General features: G+C 45.3%; 23 protein-coding genes. 13 read left to right on the top strand and 10 right to left on the bottom strand.

What is annotated here, in order from left to right:
- The first annotated feature begins 449 nt into the window (after window positions 1-449).
- Window positions 450-1,697, top strand: a complete 1,248-nt coding sequence (locus BMY80_RS09245; protein WP_177178557.1) for a conjugal transfer protein TraH — start codon at window positions 450-452, stop codon at window positions 1,695-1,697.
- A 77-nt stretch (window positions 1,698-1,774) separates the two neighbouring features.
- Here the strand turns inward: BMY80_RS09245 and BMY80_RS09240 are convergent, their stop codons facing one another.
- Entirely contained in the window at window positions 1,775-1,975 is a 201-nt protein-coding gene (locus tag BMY80_RS09240) for a hypothetical protein (RefSeq protein ID WP_093143048.1), read from the bottom strand.
- A 143-nt stretch (window positions 1,976-2,118) separates the two neighbouring features.
- Here BMY80_RS09240 and BMY80_RS09235 point away from each other — a divergent pair, with 143 nt between their 5' ends.
- The 4 genes from BMY80_RS09235 (at window position 2,119) to BMY80_RS09220 (ending at window position 5,860) form a co-directional block, all read left to right on the top strand.
- Window positions 2,119-2,442, top strand: a complete 324-nt coding sequence (locus BMY80_RS09235; RefSeq protein ID WP_093143062.1) for a DMT family transporter — start codon at window positions 2,119-2,121, stop codon at window positions 2,440-2,442.
- 171 nt (window positions 2,443-2,613) lie between these two features.
- Window positions 2,614-3,747 (top strand): ABC transporter permease, encoded by a 1,134-nt coding sequence (locus BMY80_RS09230; protein WP_031580427.1) that lies wholly within the window; start codon window positions 2,614-2,616, stop codon window positions 3,745-3,747.
- Between the two features lie 19 nt (window positions 3,748-3,766).
- On the top strand, window positions 3,767-5,272 hold the full coding sequence (locus tag BMY80_RS09225; RefSeq protein ID WP_093143045.1) for a TolC family protein: 1,506 nt from the start codon (window positions 3,767-3,769) through the stop codon (window positions 5,270-5,272).
- 99 nt (window positions 5,273-5,371) lie between these two features.
- Entirely contained in the window at window positions 5,372-5,860 is a 489-nt protein-coding gene (locus BMY80_RS09220; protein ID WP_093143042.1) for a DUF805 domain-containing protein, read from the top strand.
- A 96-nt stretch (window positions 5,861-5,956) separates the two neighbouring features.
- On the opposite strand, the gene BMY80_RS09215 is transcribed toward BMY80_RS09220, so the two are convergent.
- A complete protein-coding gene (locus tag BMY80_RS09215) occupies window positions 5,957-6,805 on the bottom strand; it encodes a DUF3737 family protein (RefSeq protein ID WP_031580430.1) in 849 nt (282 codons plus the stop codon).
- 466 nt (window positions 6,806-7,271) lie between these two features.
- Here BMY80_RS09215 and BMY80_RS09210 point away from each other — a divergent pair, with 466 nt between their 5' ends.
- From BMY80_RS09210 to BMY80_RS09200, 3 genes are all read left to right on the top strand, one after another.
- Complete coding sequence (locus BMY80_RS09210) at window positions 7,272-8,300, top strand: LpxL/LpxP family acyltransferase (RefSeq protein ID WP_245730128.1); 1,029 nt, start codon at window positions 7,272-7,274, stop codon at window positions 8,298-8,300.
- Window positions 8,301-8,549: 249 nt separating this feature from the next.
- A complete protein-coding gene (locus BMY80_RS09205; RefSeq protein WP_093143039.1) occupies window positions 8,550-9,362 on the top strand; it encodes a M48 family metalloprotease in 813 nt (270 codons plus the stop codon).
- On the top strand, window positions 9,350-10,189 hold the full coding sequence (locus BMY80_RS09200; protein WP_093143036.1) for a GNAT family N-acetyltransferase: 840 nt from the start codon (window positions 9,350-9,352) through the stop codon (window positions 10,187-10,189). The genes BMY80_RS09205 and BMY80_RS09200 overlap by 13 nt, the downstream gene beginning before the upstream one ends.
- Before the next feature lie 15 nt (window positions 10,190-10,204).
- On the opposite strand, the gene BMY80_RS09195 is transcribed toward BMY80_RS09200, so the two are convergent.
- On the bottom strand, window positions 10,205-11,716 hold the full coding sequence (locus tag BMY80_RS09195; RefSeq protein WP_093143032.1) for an AMP-binding protein: 1,512 nt from the start codon (window positions 11,714-11,716) through the stop codon (window positions 10,205-10,207).
- A gap of 221 nt (window positions 11,717-11,937) precedes the next feature.
- Here BMY80_RS09195 and BMY80_RS12835 point away from each other — a divergent pair, with 221 nt between their 5' ends.
- Entirely contained in the window at window positions 11,938-12,036 is a 99-nt protein-coding gene (locus BMY80_RS12835; RefSeq protein ID WP_425441301.1) for a hypothetical protein, read from the top strand.
- A gap of 557 nt (window positions 12,037-12,593) precedes the next feature.
- On the opposite strand, the gene BMY80_RS09180 is transcribed toward BMY80_RS12835, so the two are convergent.
- From BMY80_RS09180 to BMY80_RS09170, 3 genes are all read right to left on the bottom strand, one after another.
- On the bottom strand, window positions 12,594-13,535 hold the full coding sequence (locus BMY80_RS09180) for a hypothetical protein (RefSeq protein WP_093143026.1): 942 nt from the start codon (window positions 13,533-13,535) through the stop codon (window positions 12,594-12,596).
- A gap of 68 nt (window positions 13,536-13,603) precedes the next feature.
- Window positions 13,604-13,834 (bottom strand): hypothetical protein, encoded by a 231-nt coding sequence (locus BMY80_RS09175; protein WP_143066499.1) that lies wholly within the window; start codon window positions 13,832-13,834, stop codon window positions 13,604-13,606.
- 172 nt (window positions 13,835-14,006) lie between these two features.
- Window positions 14,007-14,312 carry a hypothetical protein gene (locus BMY80_RS09170; protein WP_093143020.1) on the bottom strand — a complete coding sequence of 102 codons (306 nt, stop codon included), beginning with the start codon at window positions 14,310-14,312 and terminating at the stop codon, window positions 14,007-14,009.
- A 188-nt stretch (window positions 14,313-14,500) separates the two neighbouring features.
- On the opposite strand from BMY80_RS09170, the gene BMY80_RS09165 reads away from it, so the two are divergent.
- The 3 genes from BMY80_RS09165 (at window position 14,501) to BMY80_RS09155 (ending at window position 17,428) form a co-directional block, all read left to right on the top strand.
- On the top strand, window positions 14,501-15,394 hold the full coding sequence (locus tag BMY80_RS09165; RefSeq protein ID WP_177178556.1) for a DnaJ domain-containing protein: 894 nt from the start codon (window positions 14,501-14,503) through the stop codon (window positions 15,392-15,394).
- 266 nt (window positions 15,395-15,660) lie between these two features.
- A complete protein-coding gene (locus BMY80_RS12695; protein ID WP_093143015.1) occupies window positions 15,661-16,623 on the top strand; it encodes a DnaJ domain-containing protein in 963 nt (320 codons plus the stop codon).
- 163 nt (window positions 16,624-16,786) lie between these two features.
- Window positions 16,787-17,428 (top strand): nitroreductase, encoded by a 642-nt coding sequence (locus BMY80_RS09155; RefSeq protein WP_177178555.1) that lies wholly within the window; start codon window positions 16,787-16,789, stop codon window positions 17,426-17,428.
- Window positions 17,429-17,462: 34 nt separating this feature from the next.
- On the opposite strand, the gene BMY80_RS09150 is transcribed toward BMY80_RS09155, so the two are convergent.
- Both BMY80_RS09150 and BMY80_RS09145 read right to left on the bottom strand, forming a co-directional pair.
- Window positions 17,463-18,077, bottom strand: a complete 615-nt coding sequence (locus BMY80_RS09150; protein ID WP_177178554.1) for a transposase — start codon at window positions 18,075-18,077, stop codon at window positions 17,463-17,465.
- Between the two features lie 577 nt (window positions 18,078-18,654).
- Window positions 18,655-19,797 carry an alpha/beta hydrolase gene (locus tag BMY80_RS09145; RefSeq protein WP_245730126.1) on the bottom strand — a complete coding sequence of 381 codons (1,143 nt, stop codon included), beginning with the start codon at window positions 19,795-19,797 and terminating at the stop codon, window positions 18,655-18,657.
- Window positions 19,798-19,996: 199 nt separating this feature from the next.
- Here BMY80_RS09145 and BMY80_RS09140 point away from each other — a divergent pair, with 199 nt between their 5' ends.
- Window positions 19,997-20,902, top strand: coding sequence for a LysR family transcriptional regulator (locus BMY80_RS09140; RefSeq protein ID WP_093143008.1), 906 nt, complete (start codon window positions 19,997-19,999; stop codon window positions 20,900-20,902).
- A 209-nt stretch (window positions 20,903-21,111) separates the two neighbouring features.
- On the opposite strand, the gene BMY80_RS09135 is transcribed toward BMY80_RS09140, so the two are convergent.
- Together BMY80_RS09135 and BMY80_RS09130 are read right to left on the bottom strand one after the other, a co-directional pair.
- Window positions 21,112-22,908, bottom strand: coding sequence for an AAA family ATPase (locus BMY80_RS09135; protein WP_093143005.1), 1,797 nt, complete (start codon window positions 22,906-22,908; stop codon window positions 21,112-21,114).
- Window positions 22,909-23,190: 282 nt separating this feature from the next.
- Window positions 23,191-23,768, bottom strand: a 578-nt coding sequence (locus tag BMY80_RS09130) for a site-specific integrase (protein WP_093143003.1), incomplete at its 5' end; no start/stop codon positions are given.

Genomic DNA, 23,768 nt, shown 5'->3' with positions numbered 1-23,768 from the left:
CACTCCGCTCACGTACAGAATACCTTTTAGGACCATCTCTGCCAGAGTCTTCAACAATAGTATTAACCGGTCTTTTGACCTTTCTGATTTCTTCAGGAACCTTCATAAAAACACCTCTTGTATATAGTCCGTATTATATCATAAACGGACTAATAAAGACATAAAATAATGATAATTTTGCAAAAAAAATCACTAACTTTTACGGTAAAACAGGAGTTAAAAAGGCAGATTATTTCCAAAAACCAGGGAAACAGATTAATTTTTGATATGATTTGAAAAGAAACGACCTTAGAACAAGAAGGTTTCTATAGTCCTGAGGTTTGTGAAAGTTTTACTTCATTCGAAAACTTTCCGGTACGCTCATTCTGTCCGGCTCCGTATTCTGTCTTTTTTACGTAACAGATGCCAGGGCTGATCTTGACGATGAAATCAGTTCCGATTTTTCCGGCATGATGACGGTCACGGCACCTGATTCCTATAAGACTCAGCGCCGCGGCGTCATATCCGGATGTTCACTTAATATAAGAAACGGTATTGAAAATCCCGGACTTGTTGCCGTTTCTTCTCCCGGAATAAGTGCAGGATGCAGGGGCATAGATCTTTACGGCGGTTCCTTTTCGTATATAAACCGGGAGGAGTTCATCAGATTCTTAAGAGCAATTGCGGCCAATGCTGAAGGATATGCCTTTGAAATCGCCTTAAGCAGCATGTGTGAAAAGTGCGCCCAGCACATTGAAACACTTCAGAGAAAGGTTCAGGCTCTGAATCAGTATTTCGGGAACAGCTGTCAGCTGGCGCAGGGAATTGTCAATGACAGTCTCAGTGCGTTCAACCGCAAGGGGCTCAATGATATATCCCTGATAGGTCAGTACGAAGGAATAGGGGATCTGTACGAGATGAGTACCCGTACCGATACCGATGCCATACTTGATAGTTTAAGAGACAGCGTTCCGGAAAAGATAAAGGAGGCGGAGATTACCGGCAATCTTTTGTGGAACCTGTTTGAACAGAGTCCGACGTTAAGCGGAGACCGGGAGCTTGCCGAGGCGGTAATGAGTATTACCGGAACCGTAATAGTCAGTGAAAACGGCAGGGAGGTACGCATAGCTTCAGGTCTGCGGATAAGCATGAAGGATCTGATAGCCGGCGGTACGGTTCCCATGTACGGCTGTGCCGATTACGGCAACGGCTGCATTGTTCTGAATAACAGAACACGTAAAATAAGGGGATTCGGCGGTCTGATAAGGGACATGTTTCTTGGAGCGGACGGTTCTCCCGGAATAGTCAGACGCTACAGTGGAAACAGCGGTTCCTTCACGGTGAAGGAGACTGAGTTTCTGAATACCCTGCCTGAAGGTACAGGTGCCATGATTCGAAATCTTTGCGCCAGAAATGAAAATGCCGCGGTAATGTTCGTGGAAAAGACCGCCAATATTCTGGCACTGCTCTATACCAGAAATCTTCTTGAAAAATATCTTAATCAGATTTCCGCTCTGGCCAGGTCTTCAAACAGCGGATATGCTCCGATTCTGAATCGGCAGATTCAGGAGGTCCGTTCGTCCGTAAGCTCAGAAACCACTTATTTAAGCAGCGTGTTCGGAGGTCTGGACGACCTTTCACGAATATATCTTGACTACATGGAACTTCTTCCGGAAAAGGATTACGTGCCTGAACACAGTCTTGACGCATTCGACTGACGGGAAGAACCGGAATCAGGCAGAATTCCGGTCTGATGATTTTCCGCCTGTTCATGAAAATAATGCGGCCCGGTACTTTAGCCGTAATATTTTACGTGCTCTTTCATCTTTTCAATTTTATCCTTATCGGGAGTTTTTCCTTCGTCGGGATACACGGTAACCGGAATCTGTTCGCCTTTTTCATTGGCAGGTATTTTTACAGGTGATGAAGGTTCACCTAATGGAATTTCCTTATATCCAGCCGGTAATGCCGGTGCACCGGCTGCGGTAAAAATCATTACAGCGGATAATAAGGCTAAAAAAAGATTTTTTTAACATTGTCGGTACTACGGTGTTGAGATTGTTAAGGATGCATTTTACGATAACCGTATTACGAATAATGATGATATGTTTTTATGATTACCGTACAGGTTACAAATCCATGAAATGGTTAATGCTTTCTGGTGCCGGAGTTTTTGAAATTGTCCGGGCCGTCACCATGAAATATCCGCAGGGCTTCAGTCAGCCTGTTCCGTCCGTAATTACGGCGGCTGCCTGTATTCTGAGTGCTGTTTTTCCGGCTTTCGCCCTGAAGGAACTGCCTTTAGGTTCCGCCTGTGCCATGCGGGTGGGGTTCGGCATAACCGGTACAGCTTTTTTCGGAGTCATGTTTTTTAACGAGAGGCTTTCGGTTATGCAGGTCGTGTCCCCGGTTTTAATTATCGCGGGAGTCGCCGGGCTTAAATTATTTGCAGAATCGGATTAGGTATCCAGAAAGGTGAGAAATCATCTGCACGCGCCGGTATGCGCTTTCTGATATATTCAGCAATAAAAATGAATTTTCAGGATAACTCACAGTCTAATTCAGGGGTACTGATACAATGGAATTATGCCCCGTACCATGACGGATTCCGGGAAGCGCGAGGAGAAGCTTTGAATGTACAGATGGCTTTCCAATATTTTTATACTGAGCCTTAAAGAAGTTAAAAGTCTCTTGAGCGACCTGATTCTGGTTGCACTCATGGTTTATTTCTTTACGGTTGCGGTAGCCGTGGCCGCCAAAGGTGCAAGCCAGGATGTGCGCAATGCTCCCGTTGCCGTAGTGGATCATGACGAGTCCGCTCTGTCCCTGAGACTCAGACAGTCCATTCGTCCGCCTCATTTCAAATATCCCGAAGCCATCGGAGACGAAACGGTACAGCGTCACATGGATCTGGGAGACTATTACTTTACCATTGATATTCCTCCGGAATATGAAAAGGACTATCTCAGTGAGAAGTATCCTAAAATTCAGATTCTGGTTGATGCCACTGCCATGACTCTGGCAGGTACCGGTACCGGATACCTGAGTTCCATTCTTTCCGATGAACTCCGCAAGTCAGCCGTGGAATACAATACGCCTCAGATATCTCCTCAGATTGCGGCGGAACCCAGAGTGAACGTACTGTTCAATCCGAATGCGTCAGCCATATGGCAGATGGGCGTGGTTCAGATTATAGGCAATCTCACTCTGCTTACCCTGATGCTTTCAGGAGCCGCGGTTATTCGAGAAAAGGAAAGGGGAACCATTGAACATCTGCTGGTTATGCCGGTATCCGCATCTGAAATCGCCATATCCAAGGTATGCGCCAACGGATCTGTTATAGTGTTTCTTGCTCTGCTGTCATTATGGATTATCGTGCATTCGATTCTCGGCGTGCCTGTTATGGGGAGTCTTTATCTTCTTACCGCCGGAATGCTCATATATGTGCTGAGCTTTGCATCTCTGGGAATTCTGCTGGCAGTCCTTGCTCCCTCCATGCCTCAGTTCGGCCTGCTGTGCATTCCGGTATACATGCTGGTATATCTTCTTGCCGGAGCCACAAGTCCCGTGGAGTGCATGCCTGAAACCATGCAGAAGATCATTCAGATATCACCGACCACCCAGTTCGTATCGTTTACTCAGGACGTGGTTCATCGCGGATCGGGGCTCGGTGACGTGTACCGAAAGCTTCTTATAATGCTGGGACAGGGACTTTTCTTCCTGACGATAGCCCTGATAAAATTCAAGTCCATGCTGTCCAGACAGTAAAGGACGGAGATTGCGTATTATGAAAAAATCATTTACCGTTCATTCTGAAAAACTCCCTAATAAAGGCCTGATGTCCGCCGTATCGGCCTCCGTCCTGCTGGCTCTTTTATCCTGTGTAGGCGGCTGTGCGTCCCTTACCGTCGATTATGAATCGGATATCGTACTGCCGGAAAACTATACCGGTTTTATCTCCGGGGAAAAGAACGAAAAGGCGCTAAATGAATGGTGGCGGCTCTTTAATGACGACTGTCTCAGCAGGCTGATTGCCGCAGCGATTGAAGCCAACGGGGATCTCAGAACCGCACGCTTAAGATATGAAACCGCTCTGCATGAGGAGGGACTCAGCAGAGCAGATCTCGGACCAAAGCTCAGTCTCGGCGGAGGAATTCTCGGCGGCCGCGGCAGTGTTGATACCTCCGGCGGCAGAATTGATTCAACCGACAGTCAGTCTGCGCTTTTTACGGGACTTCAGGGAAGCTGGGAACCTGATTTCTTCGGAGAGAAGCAGAGCCGGGCCGATGCCGCGGGGTACAGGGCTCTGGCTGCATCAGACAGTATTAATGCCGTACAGACATCGGTAACGGCACTTCTTGCCAGAAAGTATTTTGAGGTACTGTATCTTCAGGAGCGCAGAGGAATACTTCTGGAAAACATCGCCAATCTTAAGGATCTCAGGCGGTATGCCGAGGGCAGATTCAGGGCCGGTCAGGCTACGGCCTATGACATCACGGATATCGGAAACCGTATCACCGAAGCGGAATCCGAACTCGGCATCATTGACTCCGGGGCTGAAGCCTCCGTCAGAGCGATAGCCGTGCTTACAGGTGTGCCTCCGCAGAATTTTTCCATTGATAATCTGCCGTCAGGGCTTCCGGACGGCATTCCGGAGCCACCGGCAGGTTTTGTGCCGGGTGATCTGCTGCTCCGCCGTCCGGACATTCTGTCCAAGAGAAACGAAATCAATGCCAGAGCCGCCATGGTGGCTTCAGCCAAGGCTGATCTGTATCCGAGGTTTAACATTTCCTTCCTGGGACAGACGGGCAGAATTGAACTTCATGCAGGTCCGGACGCCAGAGGATGGGGAAGCTTTCTGTCAGGAACCGTTTCGGTTCCGGTGTTCACCAACGGACGCATAAGGGAGAACATAGAAGCCAGAAACTCGGAAATGAAGGTGACTCTTGCAGAGTACGATACCATGATCCTCAAGGCACTCAAGGAGGTCGATGACGGATATGCGGGAATTACCGCGGAGACTGCCAGAATTGCAGCTCTTGAAAAAGGCCTCAGTGAAGCGGTAAAGCTCAGGAAGGAGGCTGACAAACTCTTCAGATACGGCAGGGCGGATTTTGATGCCATGGTTAATGCCGAGACCAGAAAGCTTTCCTTTGAAGCGAAACTTTCCGAATCGAGATACCGACGCATCGGGGCTCTTATAGACCTTTACAGGGCTCTGGGCGGCGGCTGGAACTATGAACCAGATGCTTCAGCGGAAAAGAGCACTGCTGAAGACGGAAATGAACCTTAAACCTCCGCCGGAACACGGCGGAACGCATGACGTCAGGTATCCGCATGGCGCCTGCGTGATTTGAATTTAAGAATGTTTGATTAAGAAGGATAAAGTATCATGAGCTTGAATCAGAATACCGGCGCCGGTCGCGATGATAATTACGGTGACTACGGTTTTGTATCTCACAGGGATGCCGGACTCGGAATATTCAATATCCGTTTTATCAGAAGTCCGTCGCATGATCGCGGCTACTCCTTTATGGATGCCTTCAAGACCTGTATAAACAAGATGTTTACCATAAGAGGAAGAGCCTGCAGATCCGAATTCTGGTGGTACGCTCTTTTCATGTTTTTTCTGGTTATGCCTCTGATTGCCGGCTGTGTTCCTGATGACGTGATGATAGGTTCCGCACTGGAGCTTCTGGCAAAAATCTCTCTGGCTGCCGTTACCATCAGGCGACTCCATGACAAGAACAGGAACGGACTGTGGATTGTGCCGGTATTCCTGCCGTGGATAGGTTCAGTTTATCTCTTTATGCTTCTTGTATGCTTCTGCTTTAAGGGAACACCTGAGGAAAACAGATACGGAGTTGATCCTCTGGGCTGACAGACGTTTCTGAACGCGGACTGAATGTTCTGACTGAATAAAACAAATAAACGGCAAAGCCCCGGAAACGGGGCTTTGTACTGCCTGAACGGCTGATTACCGTCGGATGATGTTGATTTCAGTGTCTGACCGGTCTGATCTTTCAGGATCATCGAAGATGATTTCCCTGATTTCTTCGGCGGTGATCTTTCCTGCAATTGGATTCTTGATGCTGTCTATGACGCTGTTTACGGTGGCGTCCACGGTGGAGTACTCAAAGGCCAGATTGGTGTTTATCAGAGTACAGTCCTCAAGAACCACGTTTTCCATGTAGCAGAATCCCTGCAGACTTTCGATGATGCAGTTTACGAATTTTACGTTCTTTGAATTCCAGCCGATATATTCGCCTGATATGAATGAATTGCGGACAACCACGTTTTCAGCATTCCAGAAGGAGTCTTTCGAAAGCATGCGGGCATTTTCAATAACCACGTTTCTGGCTCCGTCAAAGGAGTAGTTGCCGATAAGTTCAAAGTCGGAAATTTCCACGTTCTCGCAGTTCATGGCAAAGTAGTTTCCTTTTGCATGAACCTTCTTCATTTTTATGTCCCTGCAGTGCCACAGTGTTTCTTCCGCATTGGGTAAGGATACATTGTCAAGAATGATGCCGGTGGTTCTTCTGAAGGTTTTGGGAGCCTCAATGATACAGTCGGTCATGGAAATGTCGCTGGTATACCATATGCCGGCTCTCGCCATATCGTAAAGAGTGCAGTCCCTGAGTTTCAGATTTCTGCTGTACCACATGGGATATTTCCACTTGAAATAGGAATGAGTCAGGGTAATGTTGGCGGATTCCTTGAGGGGAGATTCCCCGTCGGCAAATGTTGAATGGATTATGTCGAGATCACGGGCTTTGAAAAGGGCTCGTTCTCCGGTAAACAGCTGCTGTTTTAATGGTTCTGTCATTGGAACTCCGTATTGTTTTATATTTGTTATGTCAGCCTGAAGGAGATCCGTTTCCGGAATTATCCCCCGAGGGAAGCCCCGGGCGCAGTGGCTGATTCCGCAATTGTCACTGAGCACGGGATTACCGGTCGGAAAAAATCCCCGAGGCTTCTCTGATGCCTGATAAGTGCATGTCACTCATACGAAGGATCGGCTGTCTGAGTGTCTGTGTAATCTTTATTATTTTAACAGATGTCGGGTAGAAAGTTATTCAAAATTAATCAGTTGATGTTCATTACTTTCAGTTTTCCGTCCGGTGCGCGTCAGAAGGTGAGGCACGTCCGTTTATCTTCGGTCTGCATTGATTCAGGCCTGAATTTTCAGTAAAAATCCGCGCATCCGGGAATAAGGCGTGTTTTTGTGGTATGATTTAGGAACATTTCATAAATTCCGGCAGGCGTTTGAGTGAACTGCCGGTTTCATCAACATGGTTATTAAACTGAAAAACAGCATTATCAGCATGACTAGTGAAAAGAAATACGATAAATCGTTTAAGAAAAGCTATCTGAAACCTAAATACTGGGGCTCCTGGCTTGGCATTCTTTTTCTGGGATTCCTTGCCTTCATTCCGGCCTGCATCAGGGATTTTGCGGCGGACGTTCTCTGTTTTCTGCTGTGGCGTGTCAATCACCGCATGAAAAAGAACGTGCTTATAAATCTTACCATGGCGTATCCCCGTATGTCCGAGGAGGATAAACTCAGAATCTACCGCGACTTTCTGAGAGTGGGAATAAAGGTGATTTTCGGTTACGGCGAAAGCTTCTACAGAAGCGGAAATTACCTGAGAGATCATTATCTATGCACGGGCAGAGAGTATTTTGATGAAGCGGTTGCCACCGGCAGACCGATAGTATTCATGGCGCCTCATGCATGGGCCATCGACAGATGCGGTCTGTTCTTATCAGCCAACAGCCTTAAGATGTGCACCATGATGCATACTTCAAAAAACGAGGTCTATGACTGGTTCATGAACTCAATCAGACTTAAATACGACGGTAAGGTGTTTGAGAGAAGCGCCGGTATCAGAACCATCATCAAGGCTTTAAAGGACGGATACAGTTCCTTCTTCCTTCCGGACGAGGATCTCGGATCCAAAGGTGCGGAGTTCGTTGATTTCTTCGCATCCAGAAAGGCCACACTGGTAACCGTATCCAGACTCGCCAAACTCGGAAATGCCATCGTGGTGCCGATGTTTTCATGCTACAACGAAGAAAAGCATGCATATGAGGTTGTCTTCGGAAAGTATTTCGACAACTATCCGTCAGGTGACGACAGGGCGGATGCCGGACGCCTCAATCACTGCATAGAGGAACTCATCACCGGCAGGGAAAAACAGTACATGTGGTTCCTGCGCATGTATAAGACCAGACCGGAGGGAGAGGAGTTTACCGACATATACGGCAAACAGTATTCCTACGATTACGTGAGAGAGGAAATTCAGAAGCGGTTTAGATAATCCGAGACAATACCGAATCAGACCGGAAACATGTGTTTCCGGTTTTTTTTTTGTTCCGTAAGAATCTGCTGATGCCGATAATGACGGATATTTTTGTTTTAATATCGCACAGAATCACGCATAAACGCCGATAATATAAGTACACAGCTCAATATTTTTTACTAATTGTATGTATGGTTTTTCCGTTTTGATTTATCATAGGTCAGTCGCCGGATCATCCGGACACGGAATAATCAAGAGACTAGTGAAATGAAGTACAGAAAATTTTTAACCTGCTGCATCGCCGCCATCATTGCCGCAGGCTGCAGCATCAGCGGTCAGAAGAACAGTGACAGAGCCTTTACCATTACTGAAATGGATCGCATGAGTGAGGTTTATTACAAGGAATTCAGTGACAATCACAATATTACCAAGAGTGCCGTCAGGGAACTTCGTACGTCTCAGTGCATTATGAGAGCCCTGACCCGTTCGGTGGAAGGTGCATATGCGGGTATGAGAACCGAATGGGCCGTGGACATAACCCGCGACTGCAGCATGAATACGGCCGTACTTTCTCACGGTCATCTGCTTATCAGCAACTGTGTCGTCGGCAAGCTGCAGAATCAGGACCAGGAAGCGTACATCATTGCCCATGCCTTTGCCCATACCCTGCTTGAACATGACAATGAGAGAATTTCTCCGTATCTCGCTGAAAAATCAAAGGAGAAGGATTATTCATTCAAGAGGTACCTGAGATCCGAAGGCGGTTATGACGTGTTCACCAGAGCCGTAGGTCTCCCTGGCAGAGAAGGCCTTATTACTCCATACAGTCTGGAACAGGAAATGATGGCTGACATTATAGCCATCAATACCATGGCCAATGCCGGTTTCAATCCTTCAGCCGCACTTATAGTCTGGCAGAACATGAACATTGATCCGGATCTTAATGCCGGGAAGTACATTGAAACACATCCTCATTCATCCGACTACCTTAATCAGCTCAGCGAACTGGTTGAAAAGGCAATGCCTGAATACAGACGTGTAAGAACTGATTACGGTCGTGTGCCTCTATGTCAGAAATAAGGATTAGAACTCCTCTTTCTTCAGAAATCTCCGGAATTGCCAAAATGCAGTTCCGGTCCATGCGTCAGAAGGAGTATGTTAATTACACCGGTCTGGAACTTTCAATCTATGCCATGGAGCTGCCTCAGATTATTTCCATGTGGAGTGAAAGAATGGTGTATACCGAATTCTGCGACAGAAACTACGGCTCCCTGATTCTGGTGGCAGTTGAGGACAATCCGCTGCCCGGTAAGCCTGACATCGTGCGCGGCGTGGCTTTCACCAGTGTTCTGGACGGCTGGCTTTACATACGTTCCCTTTATGTCGAACCGGAAATGACCGGCAGAAAAATCGGTTCAGCACTGATGACTGCCTCTATTCTGTCACAGATGCAGAGGTTTTATCTTGTGGGGCTTCGACTGGAAGTCTTTACGGGCAATCTTCCGGCAGTAGGTCTCTACGGAAGCTTCGGCATGACGGATAAGCCTTTTGAGTATCCTGAGGAATTCGGCGGCACGGCAAAACATGCGGTACCTCCGAGATTCAGAATTTCATCAATGGAAAACCGTATCAGTCCTGATTTTATGGAAATAATGACCCGCAGGATTCAGCCCCCCGTATCGGAAATGCTGCCGGAATCATGCAGGGAATTCATTGCATCCGGAAATTTTGAAAAAATCAGAGAGGCTGTAGCAGCAAAACATTACATTCCCTCATGGTTCAATGAACATATTTTGAAACCTCGTCCCGAAGGAGATGAGAACCGCACTGAATTCGATGACTGGTGCGATTTTCAGGACTGGATTGAAGCCATGGAAACGACGGATGAACCTGACGGAAAGAACTAGTTCAAATCATTTCCTTTAATCATTCTTAAATCCACCGGATAAAAATTCTTCGGCATATTCAATGTATTTTCTGCGGTTTAGCTTAAGTCCGGTGTTTTCAATTTCAGGCATGTCCAGCCATATTTTCGGAACATAAACATGTGACATTACCGAAAGTGCGTGCTGTTTCAGATCCTGAAGCGTTCCCCTGAAATCATCCGCGGTTTTCACCAGGACAACAGCCATTTTTCCCCATTCATCATGCGGCACCGGGACCACCACGGCTTTTTCAATGCGACTGTCTTTAAGCAGTTCTGCTTCAATCTGTTCGGGGTGAATGTTCTCTCCTCCGGAGATAAACATGTTGTCCTTTCTGCCTCTTATGACAAGCCCCTCACTGAGAAATTCCCCGATGTCTCCCGTATGAAAATATCCGTCTTTGTCCGTAACGGGGTTGATGACGCCGTTTTTAAAGTATCCGAGGCACAGTGTTTCACCCCGCACCAGAATTTCATTATCCTTTCCGATTATGATTTCCCTGTCCGGCAGGGCAAAACCTGCGGTAACAGGGGTATTTTTTTTCAGTTCACAGGTGCAGATCTGAGAGGCCATTTCAGTGGAACCGTAGCTTCCGTAAAGCGCTATATCAGGATAAAGCTGATGAACCCTGTCTACAAGAGAAGGTTCAATTGGAGCTCCTCCGAGGAGGATTGCTCTTACCCTGCTTTTTTTCAGGATTTCCGGATCCGCGTTTATGATGCGTACAAGCTGGGTGGGAACAAGTGAAAGGACTGTTATGCCGTCATCAAGAATCTGTTCCGTGAGTTTTTTATCTCGGCGCGGAGCTACCATGGTGGCTCCTGCCATGAGTGTTTTGAATATAACCGCCTGCCCCCCGACGTGATTAAGGGGAAGAGACAGCAGGTAGCGATCCTTCGGCCGGAGTTTAAGCATAATCTGACTGCCCAGGGCACTTGCGATATGAGCTTTGAGGCAGTGAACCACAAGCTTCGGCAGGGCGGTTGATCCGGAGGTCAGCATCATGTTGCAGGGAAAATCGAGATCGACTGTGTGAATTTTACAGTTCTCATATTCCCGGTCACCGGTATCGGTATTCAGAGTACGGTACACAAAACTGCAGAAGTCTCTGATGTCGGTTATGACCAGAGCCTGTATCTTGCCGGCTGTTTTTCTGATGCGTCCCGCCGTTTCTCTGGCGGAATAGGGAATGTAGGTTATGCCTGCACGTATAAATGCGAAGAGCGAAGATATGTATTCGCAGGACGGTTCTGTCTTAACCATTACTTTGGGAAAGTCTTTGTCGAAAAAGCCAATGGTTGCCGGATCCATTCCGTGCGTAATGTCGGAGCCGTTAAGTATGTCCGCCGTTATCTCCGGATTTTTTCTGAAATTTCTGAACGGTCGTTCCCATGATGACACCATCTTTTCAAGTTCTCTGTAGGTAATGTTTGCAGTACCGTCAGTGAAGGCAGTGTTTTCATAGAAAAGCATTGAGACATTTTCCAGGGGGCATGGATATTTGATCATTGTCTGGTTCCATTTTTTTCGATATTACGATACTGAGGAGATTTTAATACTTTTGTGGACGGATTAGAAATAAATATCTGTTACTACAGGTTAGAACAGTTATAAAAACAACTGTAACGGTGCACCGGCATCTGACTCCGAATTCGGAATTACACGCCAGAAAATGAACCATGGAAGAGAAGAAATAACGCCAGAAAGAACCTGAGACTGCAGGAACTCATGTGAAGGTTTACCTGAGTCATGAAGATAAAGCTGTCATCAGGAGGAAGGCTGATTCATTTGGCATGACAATCAGCAATTATCTTAAGACGGTCGGATGAGGCTGTGAGCCTTTGGATAAACTTTCATTTAAGAAAGTTGATGAACTGCTTTGGGGTTCTCTTACATTTTGCATGCACTTACAGTACTCGCTCCTGTTCTGATTGATGTATCTGGACAGATACGGTATAGGTGTATCTGACAGCCCTTGTTGAATGAGGTACAAAATATTAACAATTCGTCCGGTTCTTCCATTTCCGTCACAGAAAGGATATATGACTGTTCATCTGATCATGAGTCAGGTCGATTGGATTGTCCTGTTTCCTCAAAGTCAGGTTGTCTTGAAAAAGGTCTTTGTTCAGCGGGTATTTTTGATGTGTCTCAAGAAGACTCAAATAGACTCAGTGAAGTTGAATTCAAAGTTAAATAACCTTCATAAACCGGCTTTTTCACATAACTGCAGGATAGAGACAATGAAACACACCATACGCCGGCTGTGGATGGTGTCTGATCCGGCACATGCAGGCTGTCGGATCGTGTCAGGAATACCGCAACGGTGCGATTGATGGAGACGTGTCTTGTATCTGACTGCGCACCGGAATTTATGCGGCGCAGGAATCTACTTTAGATTTTTCATAAAGGTTTCAAGCTCCGCATCAGTAATATTTCTGCTGTGAATTTCAAATATCAGGCTTCCGTCAGGCTGCTGTAAAATCGAACCGTCTGTAATAACGGGAACACTGTACTGCGGTGACGTGCAGTCTCTGAATGTATACAGTCCGGCTGAATTCCCCGCTTTTTCGAGTGGTATGGTGTTCTGACAGAAATCCTGTATTTCCTCGGCAGGAACCCTGTCTCCCGGACTGCTTTTTCTGAGGATGACATAGCTGAACAGCTGTCGGGTTTCAGGATTGATAAACGTTCTGGCAATATCAGGCATTTCATGAAAATCCGGATATCTGAAAGTCGGGAGAATCACGTATCCTTGAGGAACGGAAAGAGAATCAGGGTTTGCTGACGGAGCTTCAGCCGACGGATAGTCCTGAGCCGCAAGACTCAGCTGAAAGCTTTCGTCGTATTCCATTATTTCGGATATGAAGTTTTCCGGAAAATCAGGAGTATGAACTATAATCTGATAAAAACCTCCGGAAACGTATATGTCGCCGTTATAGCTAAGGTCATCGGATATTCTGCAGTTTTTAAAAGATGCGTGATCATCGATGAAATCATCGTCCTGAGGCGGAGGAGCAACCTCAATGCCGGTGCATCCGAATACCTTCGGCACCAGCGTGGCGGCTATCTTATGGTGATTCGTGAGATTCTTCGGATAGTCGGCGAGATATAACATGGCTTTTATTCTGCCGTTATCGTCAAGAAACTGTTTGCCGTAGAAGGCTTCCGGATATGCGAAACTGTCTTTTACCGTGTACACGGCTGCCAGACCGGCTTTCTGATTTCCTTCGCTGAATCCCGCATAAACGTCCGTGGTAAGAGTCATGGCCGTCAGTGACAGAGCAATGCAGACCGTTTTCTCTGAAAAATTTCTGAATGAGTTCTTCATGCTGATCTCCGGATTAAACCATATTTCAACTTCGACCTACATGTCTATTATAGATCGGAATATCTGATTTAAACATTCATGCCGTACTGCCGAAACATGATTAATCGTGAATCAGATCCGGAACCGGAACATGCAGTTCTTTCCGGATTCGATACGGACAGCGCTTGAATCAGTCTGTATCCGGCCTGTCCCGGAACCGGAGCTGAGGTATGCCAGTCTGCGGAGATATAACCGCGAGGTGCTTCTATGCTGATATAGTGAGGATTGTCTGCAGGCATGTCCGGATAGAACCGCATCATTATGATCATGACCTGAAACTGATCCGGTGTGGCGAGGAATGATTTTTCTTCTCCTGCCTCTCTGTATATGCGGCCGTCACAGGCATGAATATATTCAGAACCTATTACCAGACTGAAACAGGCGCATTCAAACGCATAACCGTTAAGACAGGAACGTCTGATCTTGTTCTCTTTACCACTGTATTAAGGATGCTTTTTCATCCATCTGCTGAATATCGTCAGACCTGATATGCAGTGGGGAATAATTATCAGAAGCAGGATGAATACCGCAATCATGACAATGACCGCCATACTTCAGCCGGTTTGACGATAAAGCGGATAATCCTCCCCTTACAAGAAGTATTAATGCGATGTCCTTATAATTCTTTTTTTCAACTGCTTTTATGATTTCCGGAGCAATAAAAATCACGCATAAAAAATCGTTGCGGCAGCTGTTGCCCTGACAGGTGAAGGCGAGCCTCTTCCGCTGCTGATTCATTCAGGAAAGCTCCGGTACAAAATTGAACATCTTCTCGAAATCAGACATATCTGACATAAAAGAAATGAAATTATTACTGATGGTGATATATTACTGAAATTATTCGAAACAGCGTTTTTTATTCCCCGTATTTGACATAACTTATGGTTCTTTTTGTTTGGATTCTTGATTTTATCAGCAAATTATACATGCCGATTATTTTTGTGATAGTTGTCGCCGTGTTATTTTATAAGGTTTATTTCAGCTCGCATTCAACAGACAGAGAAGAAAAAGAAGAGGATAAAATCAAAAAGGGATACGGCCGTTCCGGTTCAGATCGGAGAAAGTCGTCCGAAACTTCAAGGGACATTGATACCAAGTCCGCCATCATGCGCATTCTCGGCTACATCGCCAGGGGAAATCCGGCGGTTACTCCCAGAGAGAACGCCAGTGCGGACAACGTCATAAACCGCCTTGATCCCCGTTACAACACCATACTTAAATATGCATACGGTACGGGTTGCAGCTACGGTTATGATCCGCATGTTGACATAGACATAATACTCAGGGCATATTCCGGAGACCATGATGCCTACGTCAAGGTTGTCTCCTTCATGGTGTTCATGGCTCTTGCCGACAATAAGATAATTCCTGAAGAGGAGAAAAGAGTAAAGGAGATTGCCAATGCTCTTTTCGTAACCGTGGAGGAAGTTGATGCTCTCATCAGGGAAATGAAATCGTATACCTTCGAAGAGGCTTCCAGAAAACCTGACGAGGAAAAAAGCAGGGAGTTTTACAGTCACAGTTTCCATGATTATTCCTATACCTACACTGGCAGAAATCAGCGTGACGAATTCGGCGGCAGAAAAAGAAAGTCTGCCGAAAGCGAAGGAAATTATGAGGATGCGCTCCGCCTTCTCGGCGTGACTGAAAACTCAACGGCGGGAGAGGTGTCGCGCGCCTACAGAAGACTCATTAAAAAATATCACCCGGATCTGATTAAGGCCAAGGGGCTTCCGGAGGATATGGTTTCGGTATATGAGGAAAAGACCAAGGAAATCAATCAGGCGTACGATATTGTAAAAAAACGTCGCGGTTTCTGATGCTTTTCTTCAGAAAACGGAATATGAGCAGGGACGGTATCCGCTTTCCGATATGCTTAATTCGTGAACAAACAGGATTTTTTGCCTCACTATATAAAGTATAGTAGCCCCCTGAACATGATAATATATTGTTCCGGTCGGGGTGGGAAATGAACCGCGATTACCGCAGAATGTCATTTCGGACTGTTCGTATTGAGGTTTCAGATGAGATTATGCAGGTTTATTCCCGATTCCTGCTGTTTGAATGTTTAAAGGTATAGGCAGATATGAGTAGAGAAGACAATTCAGGCTGCTCCGGTTTCATGGGGTGTCTGACCATTATCCTTATCATAATCTTTATTAAGTATTTCTGGTGGATCCTGCTGATTTGGGGCGGATTCTGGATTATTTCAAAAATCTTCGGTTCCGACAGTAACACTGATGAAGGTTCATCACGGGGGTACGGCTATGGCGACAGCTATGAGGGCATGAACGCCAACGATCTGACCGTTACGCAGGCGATAATGAGGCTTGTCGGCTATGTCGCCAGAGGTAATGACGTAATCACCAGAAACGAAATCAATTATGCCGAACAGATAATTCAGCAGCTGGCACCGTCTCACAGAGAATACTGTATTCATGCATTCAATCAGGGTAAAAGCGAGACCTACGTGCCTTATGATGACGTCGAGATGCTGAAAAAGGTGTATCGCGGCAATACCAGAAATCTTCTTACGGTTCTTTCCCTTCTGGTATACATCTCCATGGCTGACGGAGTGATTAACCGAAAGGAAAAGGAACGTATCTATACCGTAGGTAGGGCTCTGGGGTTCACTACCTATGACATCGATGCCATGATACGTGAAATGTCTCCTCATGATTTCAGCGGTTCAGACCATTCCGGCGGCTACGGCTATTCCGGAAGCAGCTACGGTTCTTCCGGCGGCTACAGTTCCTCTGGACGAGGTTCCGGCTATGGTTCCGGTTCCGGTTCGTCCTATGGCGGCAAATCAGGTTACGGCGGTTCCGGAACAGGCGGGGATTATGCCGAAGCGATGGCTCTCCTTGACATTACCGAATCAACTCCGGCTGAGGAAATCACCAGAAAGTACAAGAGACTTATTAGAAAGTATCATCCGGATCTGATTAAGGCCAAAGGTCTTCCTGAGAACATGCGTTCCGTATACGAACAGAAGACCAAGGAAATCAATGAGGCCTACGACATCGTTAAGAAACGTCGCGGTTTCTGATTGATACCCGATGTCTCCATGAGCCCGAAATCCGCCCGGACAACACGATGTCTTCGCAGGATTTTGGGCTCTGTCACTATTGTGGACGGCTGATATCAGAATTTTAAGCAAATTGTGGTAATATCATTTTAGTCTGAAAACAATGATAAGGATGGATAGGACCATGGATTTTAAAGAAGTTGTTGCCAAAAGAAGATCAATCAGGGAATTCAAGAAGGATACCATCGGCAAGGAAGTGATTGCCGACATCATCATGGAAGCCGGTCGTGCTCCTTCCTGGGTAAACGCTCAGGAATGGAAGGTTTTTGTGGCAACCGGTCATACTCTGGAAAACATCAGAAACGAATTCATCAAGCTCAGCGGTGAAGGCGTAAAGGGCTATGCCGATTTCGACACCACTCACAGAACCTCATGGTCCGATCAGGCTCAGAAGAACATGAGCAATTTCTACGGTTATGCCAATTCCCTTAACGTGGGTGCCCGCTGGGATGAGCTGGAAAACAGCTTCTTTGATGCTCCGGCAGTGCTGTTCCTCTGCCTGCCTAGAACCGCCAACAAGTGGGCTGTTCTTGACCTCGGCGGTTTTGAACAGACTCTCCTCCTTGCCGCCACCAACAGAGGCCTGGGTTCAATTCCTGCCTACAACATCGTCAAGTATCCTGACGTAATCAGAAAGCATATCGACATTTCCGACGAATACGATATCGCAGTGGGCGTGGCAATCGGTTATATTGCTGATACTCCAATCAACAAGATTCAGTCTTCACGCATGACTCTTGACCAGTTCGTGGTATTCAAGGGGTAATCCTATAAACGTGTCATAAGAAACCGGCTTGTCCTCAGGGCATGCCGTTTTTTTTTGCTCTTAACGGAATAAATGTTGGGAATCCGAGAGAGGACTGGTATCGAATTAGAGTAAAGAAATAGTCCTCATCTCTGTAGCCGTATGCAATTCTTTCAGCCACTTTAATTTTATTGTTCATACCCTCTGATTTTCCGGTGCTGACAGGATGAGTAGCGTGAGCTACCAGTCCTCTCAGACGCCGCTCCTTCAACTCTGCAAATTTCTGAAGTTGCGGTATTCCAATTTCCTTCGCTGCCATAAACCATTTCATCCATACGCAGCAGGCTTCTTCTTTGTCTCGTAATTCAAAGAGGCGGTTCATTTCTTCTTTCATGGTATAACAGGTGGCAAGATCATTGTGCGTATTAAGAATTTCATTTAAGAATTCTTCTCCTGCTTCACTAAGATTCCGGCTGTCGGTTAACACGGACCAGCGGGCTCTTTTCAGTCTGGTGTACCGCTGACTTTCATCCCGAATATTCTGTTTAAGTTCTCTCAGGACTTCTTTATCTTTAACAGTTTTAACCTGTTTTTTGAATTCTCGGGCTTTGTCCTGATGCCTTCTGGCTTCTTCCGGTCTGACGGAACCTAAAACCATGATAACGATCATAGACAATCTCAGTATTCGGCATATATTTCTCAACCAGACGGTTAAATGAAGCATTCATTGCCATGGCACACGAATAAGATGCGAAGTTTCATTATTGATTTTAAGAATTGCCGAGAAATGCCCATGTCTGCAAGGTTTGCCGGCCCTCAACCTATGCAGAACTGCCTTTCGCAATATTAACAGAAATGACGAAAATATCCAAAATACTGCCTTTTGTGTACACGAAAAGTAGTCAAATCGTAGTCAAAATCCAGAGGCTGACTACCCGGATATTTTTAATACGCTCGAAGGCAATTATGTGTAAAATGCCATGACGGCATCTTCATGGGCTGTAAGAGATAGTGGCTTCAGTGAGGCCACTATCTTTTATGTTTTCAGGCAACGTAGATAGTGGCGACACTGTCGCAACTATCTCTGCTACTCGTATATTTATAACACAATTATGTACAGGTATGAAAAAAGCCCATGCCGTAAGGAGAGCCTCCATTAGATCATGAGCCTGTCTATAATATGCTTCTATGTTACGTCAGGTTTTCCAAACTATTATCGTATAAAAAAACCGCCACTCTCTACTCTTTTATTTTAAGTTTGTTCTGAAGAAGTTATCAATTTCATCAAAGGGTATTTTATCCATCTGATCATACAGATCCACATGAGTTGCTCCCTTTACCACGATCAGTTTTTTAGGTTCTGACGCCTTCTGATACACATCTTCTGAAAAATATCTGGAATGCGCCCTGTCTCCGGTAACCAGCATGAGAGGACGAGGTGTCAGCTCCTTTATATTATCCATAAGCCTGAAATTGAAGAATCCGTACGGAGCAGTAGAGTCCCAGGCAGATGTGTTGGAATTGATTGCCCGCGGATGGTAGGCCCTTCCGACGTAGTATCCGAAGAAATCTTTAATCACTGGATTGGCATCATCAGGAAGCTTGTTAGGAAACATAGTTTCATAATTCTGAACTCTGCCTTCTGCATCTACGGCTATTTCATGAGCTCCCCTTATCAAACCGCCCTTCTTAGCCTCTGCATCACGCATAGCAGCCAGATGTTTCTTGACAATATTACGCTGTTCATCGGTGTAGTAATATCCTTTGTAGTGATCGCTGATGCTTTCTGACATATCATACATTGCTGATGTCACAACAGCTTTGATTCTTATATCATTTGAAGCTGCAGTGATAGCCATTCCAGAAAGACCGCACAGACCTACCACACCTATTTTTTCAGGATCAACAAACTTCAGATTACTGATAAAATCTACTGCTGCACTGTAATCCTCTGTAAAAATATCAGGAGAGGCCATATCGCGTCTGTTCCCTCCGGATTCCCCGGTCATAGACTGATCAAAGGCTACTGTTACAAAACCTCTTGATGCCAGTTCCTGGGCATAAAGACCTGATGCTTGTTCCTTGACTGCACCGAACGGGCCGGAAATCACTACAGCACTGTATTTTTTTGAACTGTCAAAGTTTTCTGGCAGATACAGATGTCCGGCGACATCAAAGCCGTAGTGGTTTGTGAAAACGACCTTCATAACCTGAATGTTTTTATTGATTTTGAAAACTCTGGTATCTTCCTTCAGGTTTTCCACTGAGGATTTCTTCATCTGTGAAGCATCCGATATAACGGATACAGGAATGTCATATGCCATGATGTCTGTTACTCCCGTAAGCATTGCCGCTGCAACTAAAGCACCTAATAATTTGAGTGGTTTCATAACTGCCTCCCAATTTTTTTAACGATGTCAATCTGTTGAATTTTCTGATAAAGAATCTGAGATCTGATTTATAGATTCCGATATCACTTGACTTAAGTATAAGAAAATCATCATATAATTACAAATGGTAAAAATTCATAACATGTTATTCCATTATGGAATAACACAAAATTAAATTTAGATCGGAGAATCCCAGGAAATGGATCTGAAACTGCTTAAGAATTTTCTCATGGTAGCCAAAACAGGAAACATGACAAGGGCATCAGCAATGCTGTTTATTACCCAGTCAGCCCTTTCCAAACAGATGAAAGAGCTGGAAGCTGAATTCGGGTGTACGTTTTTTGAAAGGATTGGAGGTGGAATGAAGCTCACAGAGGAAGGCTTATTACTCCGTAAAAGAGCGGAAGACATAGTTTCTCTCGTGGATAAAACCAAACAGGAATTCAGAGATATCGAAGACATAATCGGCGGAGATGTTCATATCGGTGCTCCAGAAACCTGCCACATCGATATCTTCGCCCGGGAACTGCTTGCCTTCCGCCGGAAATATCCGGGATTACGCTGTCATGTCATCAGCGGTATGACTGAACAGGTGACCGAGAAGATGGACGGAGGTCTTCTTGATTTTGTGATTATTTCAGGTTTACCGGATACCGACAAATACAACTACATCCGCTACCCGGCTGACGACATCTGGGGGATGGTGGTTCGCCGGGATCATCTATTGGCAGCTATGGATAAAATAACCATTGATGATCTGCTTCCTCATAACATAATTATCTCAACACAGGGACTCTCTGAGGAAATTTCAGGCTGGTGCGGTGATCGGGCAAACGAACTTAAAGTTACGGATACGGTTAATCTTGCCTATAACGGCTCCAGGTTTGTCAGGGAAAATATTGCAGTTATGCTGACATACAAAGGTCTGGTTGATACCAGTCCGGGAAACGGGCTTGTATGGATCCCTTTGTATCCGGAACTCAGTACCCCGACATATTTAATCTGGCAAAAATTTCAGGTTTTCACACCTATAGTCGAAAAGTTTCTTGAACACCTGATAAGGGCATTCAAGAAGCTTAATCAGGTCATTCCCAATAATGATTAAGCAGAACGGGCTTTTCTGCTCCGTTTGTTGATTTCATTAACCTGTATAGATACAACCTCATGATTGATGCCTGACTGATTAACCATTGCAGTATGCCTGCATGAACACAATTTTTCTGATAGCTTCCATTTCAGGCTTCATTTACTCATGCTCTTTTCTAAACTCTTCATCTGCTCGTTGAGCATATCGTTGATATGTTATTGGCATAATTACCCGCAGTGCACACACTCAGAACCAACAAATACCATGGCGTAGGCCTTAATCTGTCTGTCCCTGAACTCAATAGCAGACTTGTATCTTTGAACCTGAGCCGTTGCGTCTTTTATGGTATTTTGAATTTTGGCTTCCGTGGCATCAGTCTTGGTGACGTATTTAAGCTCAATGAGATAAATGCATTCGTTTTCCTGACCTACATTTACGGTAATCACCAGATCAGCAAATTTCTCTCCGTCTCCGACGACCCGAAGTGATTTCTGCATTTCTGAAAACACCGCGTCCATGGAATCCAGCTTGGTGAAGAGTGTCAGATTAAGAGCCATTTCACTCATGTGAGTCAGTACCTGATTGGTGAAAATTCTGCTCAGAAATTCAGTGCATGATGATGCGAATGAACTGATGTCATCCTGAACATTCTGCAGTGCCGTTATATCAAGTACGGAATCAGAAAACACTTTGCTCGGTTTTAATCGCAGGTCTGCAGTGCACTGCGCAAAGAGCTTTGACATGAAAAGATTCGGAATCTTAAGAGCCAGTCTGCCTATTCGTGAGAGTGCTTTATCAATGGTGAGATACCCCAGGTAGTAGAGCATGGACAGAAGCTGAAGACGATCATATCTGGCAGCTTTATTAAGATTGATGTTTTCCGCCAGATCCTTAATGAAAAATCTGCTATCACTGAGATAGGTATTGATAATTGCATCTGCAAGGCCGGGTTCGGCAATTTCAAAAAGTTGCTTAAGTTTGGAACCGTCATGGTCTGATGCGGGATCTAGATAATCCTCCGGTGGGAGAAATTCACCTGCCAGACGCATTTCATCAAGATAGTACAGACACATGGATGAATTGAACACCGTGTGTTCTGCCTGATGACTGAAACAATAGCCATCATACACTGGTTTCATTCTGGCAATGATTTCCTCAACACTTACTCCAATCTGTTCGATGTCAACGAGCTTTGGTATCAATTCTGTTAATTCTTCTTCTGTGAAGCCTGCATATTCGTTAAAACAGGCGCGAGATGTAACATTTCGGGCAATATTAAAACCAGAAGTAAGAGAATCAAGGGATACGGATGACACTCCGGTAATAAAGGTTTTGGAAATACAATTTGCATTTGCCGCAGCTGCCTTAATGGCGGCATAGAATGCTTTCAGGAATCCGTTATCACCGGTGATGGTATGAAACAGTTCAATATCCTGTGAAAGGATCTGATTGGCAAAATTATCGTATTCGTCAATCATTACATAGAGTCTGCCATAATTATTGTTCTCAGATGCGTTAAGACTTAAAACTGCTTTTGCGTAATCGGAATAAGCTGATGCAAAGTTATTAAACAGTGTGACGGAGTCTGACTTATCAAGCTCCTTATAATCAAAAGTAAAATCAGGATATCTTCTTTTGAAGTCATCTATGCCGTTTGCAACAGCAGAAAAAAAGCTGTTCAGCATGGCGGTATTGCTTTGGGTGTTAACCATGGAAAAGTCAAAATTGATAACATGGTAGGTATTATGACTGGGAAGTTTTTTCGTATAGATACTCTTTCCGTTAAAGATTTCCTCATATCTGTCTTTGTATGAGATGTCGTAGAAGGATTTCAGCATCTGAACAAAGGTGCTTTTACCGAATCTTCTCGGACGCAACAGAACCGGATAGCGAGGAATGTTCTTTCTTTCCAGTTCTTTAATAACAGCGCTTTTATCTGCAAAGGCAAATCCAAGTTCACGGAATGATTCGTATGCAACCTCACCATACGGAGTACTTAATAGTTCAACCTTATCTTCGCTCATAATGAATCCTTAAACACCTCTTCCCTGAAATCTCTGCTAACGAACAAAATCTATGCAGTTCTAATTTATTGCCGATTTGTACCGAGAATCAGAAAAATGCTTAACACCTTACTGTCAAATATTAAAGGCATTTGCCCTAAATATCAACATCGAAGACCGTTTTGTGGAATGTAATCCACCGTTGCAGAGAGGTGGTTGTATAAGATTTGGATGAAGATGATCCGGAAAGGGAAAGCCCATGCCGTAATGGTCATGAGCTTGAAAAGATTGGTGGCTGATGCCTTAAATGTACTTGAACTGACTCTCCATGCTGCGCATGGTATCACGCTCAATGTTATTGATTTCCTTTCTGGCGTCCTCCAGCTCTTTAAGTCTGATAATCTCATCCTTGGCATCATCAAGTCCCAGATGAGTATAGACGTCCATGGTTACTGAAATTTCAGAATGTCCCATCAGGTACTGCAGAGTTTTAGGATTCATTCTTGCTCTGGCCTGATTGCTGCAATAAGTGTGGCGGCATACATGAGGTGTTATTGACGGCATCTGAATTTTGTAGATGTCGTTATACCGCTTAACTGCATGCTGGAACCTGTGCTCCCAGTGCAGAGCTACCTCAGGCATTCCGTCCTTGTCCCTGATAAGGAACCCGGCATAACCTTTAACAATAACCTCCGGCAGATCTGTCGGTCTGTTTTCCACCAGGGACTTGAACATCTGATACACTTCCTCCGTCATCGGCAGCTTGCGGGTACCGGCACTGGTCTTGGTGGGGCAGATGTCGTATTTGCCGGAGCGGAATCTCTGCACTTGATGATTGATATCGATTATTCTGTTTTCCAGATCTATGTCCTTTAGTGTCA

It is taken from the genome of Ruminobacter amylophilus, assembly GCF_900115655.1.
GTDB lineage: Bacteria > Pseudomonadota > Gammaproteobacteria > Enterobacterales > Succinivibrionaceae > Ruminobacter > Ruminobacter amylophilus.
This window is presented reverse-complemented; position numbering and strand designations above follow the sequence as displayed.